Here is a 12,228-nt window from a genome sequence, read left to right on the forward strand (position 1 = left end):
CTGGCGCTGACTCGCCAGCGCGCCGCGAGGTACTTCTTTGCTCGTGCAAAGAAGTACCCAAGAAACACGCCCGACTGCCGCGACCCCGGCCCGCTGTGCGGGCCGGGGTTTCCCTCGCTCCGAGGCTTTTCGCGGGCGGCGCTGAACTCGCTACGCCTTCGGCTCCGCTCAGACATCCAGCGCCTCTGATCCCGCGAAAACCCTCTCCGCTCGGCGCGACGACAACGGGGGTTCAAGGTCAAGACAACGGCCATCCCGACGGTCTTGCCAGTGGATGAAGGCGAGGTCTTCGGACATCTTGGGCACGCTCGGCCTTCGGCCGTTGCGTGCCGCGCCCGCGAGCGGGCGCCGGGGGCTTTCAGGCGGCAGGGCTGTTGTGGTGTCGTGGGGCTGGAATACCTTCTGTCTTGACTTTCCTCTCCCGTATGGAGCCCCTCGTGGAGGGCGTGATGGGCCGGGAGAAGGCGCTGGATGTCTGAGCGGAGCCGAAGGCGCAGCGAGTTCAGCGCCGCCGGCCCAGCACGTCCGGAGCGAGGTTCCCGGGCGAAATCCGGGTGCCCTTCTTTGGGTACTTTCTTGGGCAAGCAAGAAAGTACCTCGGGGCGCGCTGGCGAGTCAGCGCCTGGCAGGCGGCGGACCGGAGGCACCGTAAACACTGAGGACGAACCAGGACCAGCCTCAACGAGGCAGGTGGTAGACCGTAGGCAGCCAGCATGTCCGATGCCGAACCGGGCGCGACCCCAGGGGTGGGTGGTCGGGAAAAGCCCGGGTCAGGCGGAGGCGTCGAGCTGCGCCGCGAAATGCGCCGGCGCGTAGCCTTCCTGCTTGCGCAGATAGTCGGCCAGCTGGGCCGCAAAGTCGGCCGGGACCGAGTCCCGCACGGCCGGCATCTCGCGCAGCCGCTCCCAGCGCTGCGCCAGCCGTGGAAACGCCTCCGCCTCCCAGGGGCTGTCCGGGTCCGCAAGCAGCGCATAGCGCATCAGGATCGGTGCCAGGGTCGCGTCGATCAGCGAGAAATCCGGGGTGGCCAGGCGATCATCCCGCGTCATCTGTTGTTCCAGGCGCTCCAGCCCGCGCGCGGCCGTATGGCGCGCGAGCTCGAAGGCGTCCTCGGTGGCGGCCGTCATCCAGTGATACTGGGCGAAGGTCTGTTCCGAGAGGTACTCGATCCACGCCCGGGTGCGGGCCTGTTCCAGGGGGTCCACCGGCATCAGGGCGGGCGGGGTGATGGCATCGATATACTCGTTGATCACCGCCGACTCGAACAGCACGGTGTCGTCGTCGACGATCAGCACCGGCACCTTGCCGAGCGGCGAGCGCGCGCGGAACCACTCCGGCGGGTCGGCCAGATCGATCAGGCTCAGTTCGAACGGGGCCTGCTTGTATTTCAGCGTGATCACGCTACGCTGGACAAACGGACAGATGGCGAAACTGATCAGGTGCAGATGCGGCAGATTCATGAGGGTCCTTGGCGTCCTGGGTCGGGGCAGGTCACGGTCCGGATGACCGCGGAACGTCGGTGCCTGGCCTGGAAAGGTTGCGCATTGTCCCCCCTCGCGCAGGCCCGGGGAAGCCTTGGCCAGGGGTAGCGGCCACCACGAGGCGCCCAGCGCCGGGCTGCGGATCGACAAGTGGCTGTGGGCCGCGCGTTTCTACAAGACGCGCGGGCTGGCCAGCGAAGCGGTTGGCGGCGGCAAGGTCCACGTGAACGGCGAGCGCTGCAAGCCGGCGCGGCGCGTGCATCCCGGTGACCGCCTGACGATCCATCGGGGCCCGCAGGTCTGGGAGCTGGACGTGGTGGGGCTGAACGAGCAGCGCCGGCCGGCCCGCGAGGCACAGGCTCTGTACGAGGAGACCCCGGAGAGCCAGGCCCGGCGCGAGGCGGAAAGCGAGCGCCGCCGGGCCGAGCGCGCGGTGGCGGACAGTGCGCCCAGCCGCCGGCCGGACAAGCGCGAGCGGCGCAAGATTCGCCGTTTTATTCGCCAGGATGACAGCGACAGGAGCGAATCCGAGTGACATCCCTCGAAGGCAGTGGCCCTCCGGTGACCCCGCGTGTGGCGGTTGATCTGGTGATCCGTCATCCGGCCCAGCCCGGTCGGGTGCTGGTGATCGAGCGGCGCAACCCCCCGCATGGCTGGGCGCTCCCCGGGGGCTTCGTCGACGTTGGCGAGTCCGCCGAGCATGCCGCGGTGCGCGAGGCGCGCGAGGAGACCGGGCTGGAGGTCGAGCTGGAGGTGTTGCTGGGCGTATATTCCGACCCGGAGCGCGATCCGCGCGGGCATACCGTCAGCGCGGTCTATATCGCCCGTGGCCGGGGCGAGGCGAAGGCCGCCGACGATGCCACCGACTGCGCCTGGCTGGACCCGGAGGATCCGGATCCGGTCCTGGTGTTCGATCACCGGCGCATCCTCGATGACTACCGCCGCTGGCGTCTGACCGGTGAAACCGCCGCGCCGCGCCCGGTGCGAAAAGCGGGATGAAGCCGGCCAAGCTGTTACCATACGGCGCTTTCGACCACCGCTACGGTATCGCGTGACAAAGGCTGACCCCGCAACCCCGACTCGACCCGACAGCGAGCTGCCGGAACCGCGTGTCTACGAGCGCGCGGATCACGGGATCTCGCGCGCGGCGATCGACGACAACGCCCTGAAGGTGCTCTATCGCCTGCGCGACGCGGGTTACCGTGCCTGTCTGGTGGGCGGCGGCGTGCGTGACCTGCTGCTGGGCCGCGAACCGAAGGATTTCGACGTCGCCACCGACGCGACGCCCGAGCAGGTGCGCGGGCTGTTCCGCAACTGTCGCCTGATCGGGCGCCGCTTCCGCCTGGCGCATGTGCTGTTCGGGCGCGAGATGATCGAGGTGGCGACCTTTCGCGCCCCGCATGACGACGAGTCCGGGGACGAAGGCCAGGTGGCCCTGAGCGAGGAAGGCCGCATCCTGCGGGACAACCGCTACGGCACCATCGAGCAGGACGCGATCCGCCGCGACTTCAGCGTCAACGCCCTGTACTACGACATCGAGGACTTCTCGGTGCTGGATTACACCGGCGGGGTCGAGGATCTGCGCGCGGGCGTGCTGCGCCTGATCGGCGACGACGTCGAGACCCGGCTGCGCGAAGACCCGGTGCGCATGCTGCGGGCGGTGCGTTTCTCCGCCAAGCTGGGGCTAACCATCGCACCGGAGGTCGAGGCCGGCATCCATGAGCTGGCCTCGCTGATGCAGACCGTGGCGCCCGCGCGGCTGTTCGACGAGGTGATCAAGCTGTTCCACAGCGGTGCGGCGGTGACCTGCCTGGACGAACTCGAGCGCTTTGGCCTGTTCGAGGCGATGTTCCCCGAGGCGGCGGACTGCTTTGCCGATCCGGATGTCGGTCCCGAGCGGCGCCAGTTCCTGGTCGAGTCGTTGCTGAACACCGACAAGCGCATCAACGAGGGGCTGGGCGTGAACCCGGCCTTCCTCTATGCCGCGATCCTGTGGGCGCCGGTGCAGGTGGCCGCGGCGCAACGGATCGACGACGGCGAGCAGGAGATCCCGGCCTGGCAACAGGCGATGGCCGAGGTGCTCGATCGGCAGGTGAAGACGGTCTCCATCCCCAAGCGCTTCAGCCTGATTGTGCGCGAGATCTGGGAACTGCAGGCGCGCCTGGAGCGCCATCGGGGCGGTCGCGCGCTGCGCCTGCTGACCCATCCGCGTTTTCGCGCCGGCTACGACTTCCTCTGTCTGCGCGCCCGTGCCGGCGATGCCGACCCCGAGCTGTGCCGCTGGTGGACCGAGATCCAGGAGCAGGACGAGGCCGGCCAGAAGGCCATGGCCGGAGCCCCGAAGGGGCCCAAAGGTGACGGCAAGTCGGGTACCAAGGGCAAGTCGCGCCGCGGTGGCCGCCGTCGGCGCCGGGGTCGCAAGGGGGGTGGCGATAACACTGGACTGGCCCCGAAGCCGGATGCCGGGGGTGGCGAGTGAGCACGGCCGATCACGGCGTGCAGGCCTTCATCGGGATCGGGGCCAACCTGGGCGAGCCCGAGGCACAGGTGCGTGAGGCGTTTGAGCGTCTGGCGCAGGAACTGCCGCAGACGCGCCTGACCGGGCGTTCCCGATTGTTCCGTAACCCGCCGATGGGTCCGCAGGACCAGCCCGACTACGTGAACGCAGTGGCCCGGCTGCACACCCGTCTGGAGCCGCTGGACCTGCTGGCGGGTCTGCAGGCCATCGAGTGCGCCTGCGGCCGCAAGCGCGACGGCAGCCGCTGGGGGCCGCGGCTGCTGGATCTGGACCTGTTGCTGTTCGGTGAACAGTCGTTGGATCTGCCGGGCCTGCAGGTGCCGCATGCCGGCATCGCCGAGCGTGATTTCGTGGTCCTGCCGTTGCTGGAGCTGGCGCCTGGTCTGCAGATCCCGGGTGCGGGCCCGCTGGAGGGGCTGGCGCGGCGATTCGACGGCGCGGGCCTGATCCCGATCGCGGAGCCGGAGGCGAACGTCGCGGCGGCGGAGGGGCGCCGATGAGTCTGGGCGATTTCGATTTCATCGCGGTCGAGGGACCGATCGGGGTTGGCAAGTCCAGCCTGGCGAAACGCCTGGCCGAGCACCTTCAGGCCGAGGGCATCTTCGAGGCGCCGGACGAGAATCCGTTCCTCGACCGCTTCTACCAGGAGCCGGACAAGCACGCCCTGGCGACCCAGCTGCACTTCCTGGTGCAGCGCGTGCGCCAGCTGACGCCAGTGGCGCAGAAGGGGCTGTTCGAGCAGCGGCACGTGTCCGACTATCTGATGGACAAGGACCCGCTGTTCGCCGAGCTGAACCTGCACCCCGACGAGCTGGAGATCTATCGCGAGATGTTCCGGCACCTGCGCGGTGGCCTGCCGCGGCCGGATCTGGTGATCTACCTGCAGGCCCCGGTGGACGTGCTGCAGGAGCGCATCCGCCGCCGGGCACGACCGTACGAACGTCACATCGAGGCCGGTTACCTGGAACGGCTGAACGCCGCCTACGCGGAATTCTTCTATCATTTCGAAGGACCGGCGCTCGTGATTGTGAACGCCACCGAGATCGACTGGGTGAACAACCCGGCCGATTTCGACCAGCTGGTGCAGTTTCTGGAGCCGATCCAGGGCGGGCGGCACTACTTCAACCCGTTGCCCATCTCGCTCTAGAGGGTGGCAAGCCGGACTGCCCGGGAGGCATGAACATGCGGCCGATTACCGTGAACACCCTGGCCCGGCGCAAGCAGGCCGGCGAGCCGATCGCCTGCCTCACTGCCTACGACGCGGCCTTCGCCGGGCTGCTGGACCGCTGCGGGGTCGACGTGATCCTGGTCGGTGATTCGCTCGGCATGGTGGTGCAGGGCCACACGACCACCCTGCCGGTGACGCTGGACGACATGGTCTATCACGTCGCCAACGTGGCGCGCGGCAGCGAGAACGCCCTGATCATGGCGGATATCCCGTTTCTGGGCGATGTCGATGTCGCCACCGCCCTGGCCCAGTCCGGGGCACTGCTGCGGGCCGGGGCGCACATGGTCAAGGTCGAGTGCGGGGCGGTGGAGGTGCCGATCGTGGAACGCCTGGTGTCCGCCGGGATCCCGGTCTGCGCCCACCTTGGGCTGACGCCGCAAGCCGTTCATCGCTTCGGTGGCCACCGCGTGCAGGGGCGCGACCCGAAGGCGGCGGCCGAGATGGAATCCCTGGCCGCGCGCCTGGAGAGTGCGGGGGCGCAGGCCCTGCTGCTGGAGGGCATCCCGGAGAGTCTGGCCGATGCCATCGTGCGCAGCGCCGGGGTGCCGGTGATCGGCATCGGTGCCAGTCCGCGCTGTGACGGCCAGGTGCTGGTGCTGTCGGATGTGCTTGGCCTGACCCCCGAGCCGCCGCGCTTCGCGCGGGATTTCCTCGCCGAGGGGGGCTCCCTGGAAGGCGCGGTACGCGCCTACTGCGACGCCGTGCGGACCCGGGCGTTCCCGCAATCCGGCGTCCATACCTTTACCTGACACGGAAGCCCGAGCATGAGAATCCTGCGTGATCGGCCACAGCTGGTGGCCATGCATCGAGAGTGGTCGCGCAAGGGGCGCGGCACCGTGGCGCTGGTGCCCACCATGGGCAACCTGCACGAGGGGCACCTGACCCTGATCCGGCATGCGCGGGCGCGCGCCCAGCGGGTGGTGGTTTCGATCTTCGTGAATCCGTTGCAGTTTGATCGCGCCGAGGACCTGGAGCGTTACCCGCGCACCCTGGAGGAGGATGCCCGTCTGGCGACCGATGCCGGCGTGGATGCGCTGTTCTGCCCCAGCAACGAGGACATGTATCCCGATGACGGCATGCCCCCGGTGCGCGTGGTCGTGCCGGGGCTGTCGGAAATCCTCGAGGGGGACTACCGACCGGGGCACTTCGACGGGGTGGCCACCGTGGTGACCAAGCTGTTCAACCTGGTGCGCCCGGACCTGGCCCTGTTCGGCGAGAAGGACTTCCAGCAGTTCAAGCTGATCGAGCGCATGGTGCAGGGGCTGGACATCCCGACCCGGGTGGAGGCCATCCCCACGGTGCGCGAGGCGGACGGTCTGGCCTTCAGCTCGCGCAACCATCAGCTGTCGGAGGCCGCCCGTGCGGTAGCCCCCGAGCTCAAGCGGGTGCTGGACGAGGTCGCGATGGTCTGCCGTACCGCCACTGTGTTCGACGCCGACCGCATCCCCGAGGTCGAGGGACGGGCCTGCGAACGACTGCGCGAGGCCGGTTTCGATCCGGAGTACCTTTCCATCCGCCGCGCCGAGGACCTGCTGGAGCCGGCCTCGGGCGTACCGCTGGCGGAGCAGGACCTCGTGGTCCTGTCCGCCGCCTGGCTGGACGACGTGCGCCTGATCGACAACGTCCGCACCCGCCCGGCCTGATCCTTTTTGGCAACCACGAAGCAAAGAACGTTCACAGGAAGACGGGAAGATTTGAAGAGGGCCGGATGGCCCTTGATCGTCTACGCACCGCCAATCAAGAATCCCTTCCTGTCTTCCAGCCTTCCTGTGAATGGCCCTTGAATTTCTTCGTGCCTTCGTGGGCTTCGTGGTGAAAAAACATTGACCCGAACGGGCGGGTTTGCCGTGGTCGCCGGGATCGCGGATAATTTTCCGCCCTTCCGAGGTACAAGCCGGGAATTCGCCGTATGGTTGTCACTATGCTGAAAGGCAAGCTGCATCAGGGCCGGGTCACGCATTGCGAGCTGGAGTACGAAGGCTCCTGCGCGATCGATACCCGCCTGCTGGAGGCGGCCGGCATCCTGCCGTTCGAGCAGATCCAGATCTACAACATCGACAATGGCGAGCGCTTCACGACCTACGCGATCGAGGGCGAGGCCGGTTCCGGCATCATCTCGGTCAATGGCGCGGCCGCGCACAAGGCGGCGGTGGGCCATCGCGTGATCATCTGCGCCTATGCTCAGATGGAGGCCGCCGAGGCCCGCGAATTCACCCCCGACCTGGTCTATCTCGACGCCAGCAACCGGATCATTCGCACCGGTCACGGCATCCCGGTCCAGGCCGCCTGATTTCCCTCTCCTCCGCGCACGGCCCGCCCGCAGTTGTCGGGCCGGGGGCGCGCCGCTATCCTCGACGCCCATGAATCTCCACGAATTTCAGGCCAAGGCGCGCTTTCGCGACGCCGGCATCCCCGTTCCCGACGGTCAGGTGATCACCGCGATCGATGCACTACCCGGCGCCTGGCAGGCGCTGGGTGCCGAGCGCGTGCTGGTCAAGGCCCAGGTCCACTCCGGCGGTCGTGGGAAGGCCGGCGGCGTGGTGATGGCGGATTCCCTTGAGGCGGCGCGCGTGGCCGCGGAGAACCTGCTGGGTTCGCGCCTGGTCACCGGCCAGAGCGGCCCCGAGGGGCTGCCGGTGGACCAGCTGCTGCTGGAGCCGGCGGTGGATATTGCCCGCGAATTCTACTTCGCCATGCTGGTGGACCGCGCGCGCGAGCGCCTGGCGCTGGTGGTCTCCGCCGAGGGCGGCATGGATATCGAGACGCTGGCGGCCGAGCGCCCCGAGGCGGTCGTGACCCTGCCGATCCATCCGGCCACGGGGGTAATGCCGTTTCATGGCCGCCGGGTGGCCTCGAGTCTGGGCCTGGCCGGCGCCGCCGCGAAGGCAATGGCGCAGCTGGTGACCAACGCGCATGCCCTGTTCCAGCAGCTCGATGCCCAGTTGCTCGAGATCAACCCGCTGGTGCTGACCGGCGATGACCGGCTGCTGGCGGTCGACGCCAAGCTGACCATCGACGACTCCGCGGCCTACCGCCAGAAGGCGCTGTTCGAAGAGCGCGACGCGCGCCAGCGCGACCCGGCCGAGGAACAGGCGCACGAGCACGACCTCAATTACATCCGCCTGGATGGCTCCATCGGCTGCATGGTCAACGGTGCCGGCCTGGCGATGGCGACCATGGACCTGATCCAGCACCACGGCGGCGAACCCGCCAACTTCCTGGATGTCGGTGGCGGCACGACGGTGGAGCGGGTGACCGCGGCGTTCAAGCTGATCCTGTCCGATGCCTCGGTGAAGGCGGTGCTGGTGAATATCTTCGGCGGCATCGTGCGCTGCGACCTGATCGCCGAGGGCATCATCGCCGCGATCCGCGAGGTACAGGTCCAGGTGCCGGTGGTGGTGCGCCTGGAGGGCACCAACGCCGAGCAGGGCCGCAGTGCGCTGGCGAACTCGGGGCTGGACGTGATCCCGGCCGCTGATCTGGACGCGGCAGCGCGGGCCGCAGTGGAGGCCGTGGCATGAGCATTCTCGTCGACCGCGAAACCAAAGTGATCTGTCAGGGCTTCACCGGCAAGCAGGGCAGTTTCCATTCGGAACAGGCCATCGCCTACGGCACCCGCCTGGTCGGGGGCGTAACCCCCGGCAAGGGCGGGCAGACCCATCTGGATCGGCCGGTGTTCGATACCGTGGCCGACGCGGTGGCGACCACCGGCGCGACCGTCAGCATGATTTACGTGCCGGCCCCCTTCGCCGCGGACGCGATCTGCGAGGCGGCGGACGCCGGGATCGAGCTGGCGGTCTGCATCACCGAGGGCATCCCGGTACAGGACATGGTGCGGGTCAAGCAGGTGCTGGCCGGCAGCCCGACGCGCCTGATTGGCCCCAACTGCCCGGGCATCATTACCCCGGATGCCTGCAAGGTCGGGATCATGCCCGGCTATATCCACCGTCGCGGGCGCATCGGCATCATCTCGCGCTCGGGCACCCTGACCTACGAGGCGGTCAAGCAGACCTCCGACCTTGGCCTGGGCCAGAGCACCTGCGTGGGCATCGGCGGCGACCCGATCCAGGGCCTGGACTTCGTCGACTGCCTGCGCCTGTTCCGCGAGGATCCGGAGACCGACGGCGTGCTGATGGTGGGCGAGATCGGCGGCGACGCCGAGGAGCGCGCCGCGCGTTTTATCGCGGACGAATTCGACAAGCCGGTGGCCGCCTATATTGCCGGCGCCACCGCACCGCCGGGCCGGCGCATGGGCCATGCCGGGGCGATCATCGCCGGTGGTCAGGGCACCGCGGCGCAGAAGATGACCGCCCTGCGCGAGGCCGGTGCGAGCGTGGCCGAGAGCCCGGCGGAACTGGGCGCCGCGATGCAGTCCGCACTGGTCTGATCCGCGGATGAGCGCCGATTCGCCCCTGCGTCTGGCCCTGGCCCAGATCAACCCGGTGGTGGGCGGTCTGGAGGACAACCGCCACCGCATCCTCGAGGCGATCGAACAGGCCCGCGCCGGCGGCGCCCGCGCAGTGGTGTTCCCCGAACTGGCGGTCACCGGCTACCCGCCGGAGGACCTGCTGCTGCGTCCGGCGTTTCTGCTGGGCGTGGAGCGCGTGGTGACCGCGATCACCGAGGCGGCGCGGGGTATCGATGTGATCCTGGGCGCCCCGGTGCACGGGGAGGCGGGCCTGATCAACGCGGCGCTCTGGCTGCGCGACGGGGCCTGCATCGCGCGCTATGCCAAGCAGGTCCTGCCCAATTACTCGGTGTTCGACGAAGAGCGCTACTTCGTCGCCGGCACCGAGGCCTGCGTGGTCGAACTGGACGGCTGGCGGGTCGGACTGACGGTCTGCGAGGACATCTGGCAGCCGGGTCCGGCGACCGCGGCGCGGGCCGCCGGGGCCGAGCTCCTGCTGAATCTCAACGCGTCGCCCTACCACCGCGGCAAGGCAGAGGAACGCCTGCGCGTGGTGGGCCAGCGCGTCGCCGAGACCGGCTGCCCGGTCGTCTACGTGAACCAGGTAGGCGGCCAGGACGAGCTGGTCTTCGACGGGCGCTCCTTCGTGCAGGATCCGGTCAACGGGGCGCGGGCCGTGCTGCCGGCCTGGGCGACCGGCCAGGGGCAGGTAGAGGCGCGCCGCGGGGCGCAGGGTCCGGTCCTGCACCCCCGCGACGAGCACCTGCACCTGTCCGCCTGCGGCATCCGGCCGACCCTGACCGACCCCGGTCCGGAACCGGACGAGGCCGATGCCCGCGACCTCTACCAGGCGCTGATGATCGGCATCCGAGACTACGTGACCAAGAACGGCTTTCCCGGGGTGCTGCTGGGCCTGTCCGGCGGGATCGACTCCGGGCTGACCGCGGCGCTGGCCACCGACGCCCTGGGCCCGGCGGCGGTCACGGCCGTGATGATGCCCTATCGCTATACCGCCTCGATCAGCATCGAGGACGCCGAGGCACAGGCCCGGCTGCTGGGGCTGGAGTATCACGAGATCGCGATCGAACCGATGGTCGAGAGTTTCATGGCGGGGCTGGGAGATGCCCTGTCCGCGTATCCGGCCGGGGCGGGGGACGTAACCGAGCAGAACCTGCAGGCGCGCGCCCGGGGCGTGCTCCTGATGGCGCTGTCCAACCGCAGCGGCAAGCTGTTGCTGGCCACGGGCAACAAATCCGAGATGGCGGTGGGCTACTCCACGCTGTACGGCGACATGAATGGCGGTTTCGCGCCGCTGAAGGATGTCTCCAAGCAGTGGGTGTATCGCCTGGCGCGCTGGCGCAACACGCGCGGGCCGGCGATCCCGGAACGGGTGATCGAACGTCCGCCCAGCGCGGAGCTGGCGCCGGATCAGCAGGATGCCGACTCGCTGCCGCCCTACGAGGTGCTGGACGCGATCCTCGAGGCCTTTGTCGAGCAGGAACGGTCCGTCGCCGACATCGTCGCGCAGGGTTTTGACCGCCCCACGGTGGAGCGCATCGCCCGCATGGTGTTCATCGCCGAGTACAAGCGCCGCCAGGCCGCGCCCGGGATACGGGTCAGCCCGCGCGCCTTTGGCCGCGACCGGCGCTACCCGATCACCTCCGGCTACCGCCCGGACTGATCCGCTCCGACGCGCGCAGAGTTCACCACGAAGCACACGAAGGCACGAAGAAGGTCAAGGACGGTTCACAGGAAGACAGGAAGTACCGAAGGTTCTGAATGGGGTGTCCCGGGCTGCGGTCTTAGGGCCCCGACAATACTGACTCGGTGCCTCGCTCCGTCCGACGTATCCGAAACGGCGGCATATTGCGGACCGGAAAGGACTTCCCCGATCAACCACAGGCCCTCTTCCAGCCTTCCCGTCTTCCTGTTAAACGCCCTTGACCTGGCCCTTCTTCGTGCCTTCGTGTGCTTCGTGGTGAATCCAGAGCAGCGTCGAACGTCGCGAGCAGGCGAGGACCACAGCGCGGGGCCGGGGGTTTGATACACTTTCAGGGGTGAGACAAGCGCCTGCGCAGCGGGCACAACCAAAGGGATTCGCATGAAGAAGATCGAGGCGATCATCAAGCCGTTCAAGCTGGAAGATGTCCGCGAGGCCCTGACCGAGATGGGTATCGCCGGGATGACCGCGACCGAGGTCCAGGGCTTCGGGCGCCAGAAGGGCCACACCGAGCTCTACCGGGGCGCGGAATACGTGGTCGATTTCCTGCCCAAGGTGAAGCTGGAACTGGTGGTGGACGACGACCGGGTCGACCCCTGCATCGATGCGATCGTGAAGGCCTCGCGCACCGGCAAGATCGGGGACGGCAAGATCTTCGTGTCCGACATGTCGCGCGTGGTCCGTATCCGCACCGGCGAAGAGGGCAGCGAGGCCCTCTGAACGACGGATCCTCCGGCGCTTGATGGATCTACCACGAAGCGCACGAAGGCACGAAGAAGGTCAAGGGCGGGTAACAGGAAGGCTGGAAGAGGGGAAGCGTGATTGGGGTGTGGGGTTGGCTGGTGTCTGTCGCAGCCCCGAACGTACGCAATA

The 12,228-nt window shown here is 68.4% G+C and carries 13 protein-coding genes and 1 pseudogene; 13 read left to right on the plus strand and 1 reads right to left on the minus strand.

The features are described 5' to 3' along the window. Window positions 1-274: 274 nt before the first annotated feature. Window positions 275-479, plus strand: a pseudogene (locus F614_RS15100) (hypothetical protein). A 291-nt stretch (window positions 480-770) separates the two neighbouring features. Here the strand turns inward: F614_RS15100 and F614_RS0112220 are convergent. After that, a complete protein-coding gene (locus F614_RS0112220; protein WP_018867133.1) occupies window positions 771-1,460 on the minus strand; it encodes a glutathione S-transferase family protein in 690 nt (229 codons plus the stop codon). Window positions 1,461-1,575: 115 nt separating this feature from the next. Between F614_RS0112220 and F614_RS0112225 the strand changes: the two genes are divergently transcribed. The 12 genes from F614_RS0112225 (at window position 1,576) to F614_RS0112280 (ending at window position 12,075) form a co-directional block, all read left to right on the plus strand. After that, complete coding sequence (locus F614_RS0112225; RefSeq protein WP_017940403.1) at window positions 1,576-2,016, plus strand: RNA-binding S4 domain-containing protein; 441 nt, start codon at window positions 1,576-1,578, stop codon at window positions 2,014-2,016. Next, the gene (locus F614_RS0112230) at window positions 2,013-2,480 is read left to right on the plus strand and encodes an NUDIX hydrolase (RefSeq protein ID WP_017940404.1); all 468 of its coding nucleotides are present in this window, start codon (window positions 2,013-2,015) and stop codon (window positions 2,478-2,480) included. Before F614_RS0112225 ends, F614_RS0112230 begins: the two co-directional genes overlap by 4 nt. A gap of 52 nt (window positions 2,481-2,532) precedes the next feature. Further along, the gene (pcnB, locus tag F614_RS0112235; protein WP_018867134.1) at window positions 2,533-3,960 is read left to right on the plus strand and encodes a polynucleotide adenylyltransferase PcnB; all 1,428 of its coding nucleotides are present in this window, start codon (window positions 2,533-2,535) and stop codon (window positions 3,958-3,960) included. After that, window positions 3,957-4,499, plus strand: a complete 543-nt coding sequence (gene folK, locus F614_RS0112240; RefSeq protein ID WP_018867135.1) for a 2-amino-4-hydroxy-6-hydroxymethyldihydropteridine diphosphokinase — start codon at window positions 3,957-3,959, stop codon at window positions 4,497-4,499. Before pcnB ends, folK begins: the two co-directional genes overlap by 4 nt. Further along, complete coding sequence (locus F614_RS0112245) at window positions 4,496-5,146, plus strand: deoxynucleoside kinase (protein ID WP_018867136.1); 651 nt, start codon at window positions 4,496-4,498, stop codon at window positions 5,144-5,146. Before folK ends, F614_RS0112245 begins: the two co-directional genes overlap by 4 nt. Window positions 5,147-5,181: 35 nt before the next feature. Then, window positions 5,182-5,976 (plus strand): 3-methyl-2-oxobutanoate hydroxymethyltransferase, encoded by a 795-nt coding sequence (gene panB / locus F614_RS0112250; RefSeq protein WP_018881638.1) that lies wholly within the window; start codon window positions 5,182-5,184, stop codon window positions 5,974-5,976. 15 nt (window positions 5,977-5,991) lie between these two features. Continuing rightward, window positions 5,992-6,870, plus strand: coding sequence for a pantoate--beta-alanine ligase (panC, locus tag F614_RS0112255; RefSeq protein WP_018867138.1), 879 nt, complete (start codon window positions 5,992-5,994; stop codon window positions 6,868-6,870). Window positions 6,871-7,136: 266 nt separating this feature from the next. Further along, on the plus strand, window positions 7,137-7,517 hold the full coding sequence (gene panD / locus F614_RS0112260) for an aspartate 1-decarboxylase (protein WP_026279269.1): 381 nt from the start codon (window positions 7,137-7,139) through the stop codon (window positions 7,515-7,517). 70 nt (window positions 7,518-7,587) lie between these two features. Then, complete coding sequence (gene sucC, locus F614_RS0112265; RefSeq protein WP_019558976.1) at window positions 7,588-8,748, plus strand: ADP-forming succinate--CoA ligase subunit beta; 1,161 nt, start codon at window positions 7,588-7,590, stop codon at window positions 8,746-8,748. Then, window positions 8,745-9,614, plus strand: coding sequence for a succinate--CoA ligase subunit alpha (gene sucD / locus F614_RS0112270; RefSeq protein ID WP_019558977.1), 870 nt, complete (start codon window positions 8,745-8,747; stop codon window positions 9,612-9,614). The genes sucC and sucD overlap by 4 nt, the downstream gene beginning before the upstream one ends. Before the next feature lie 7 nt (window positions 9,615-9,621). After that, window positions 9,622-11,316, plus strand: coding sequence for an NAD+ synthase (locus tag F614_RS0112275; RefSeq protein WP_019558978.1), 1,695 nt, complete (start codon window positions 9,622-9,624; stop codon window positions 11,314-11,316). A 420-nt stretch (window positions 11,317-11,736) separates the two neighbouring features. Next, entirely contained in the window at window positions 11,737-12,075 is a 339-nt protein-coding gene (locus F614_RS0112280; protein WP_017940393.1) for a P-II family nitrogen regulator, read from the plus strand. The last annotated feature ends 153 nt before the right edge of the window (window positions 12,076-12,228 follow it).

Origin of the sequence: Thioalkalivibrio sp. ALE12, from assembly GCF_000381105.1 — a bacterium.
Lineage (GTDB): Bacteria > Pseudomonadota > Gammaproteobacteria > Ectothiorhodospirales > Ectothiorhodospiraceae > Thioalkalivibrio.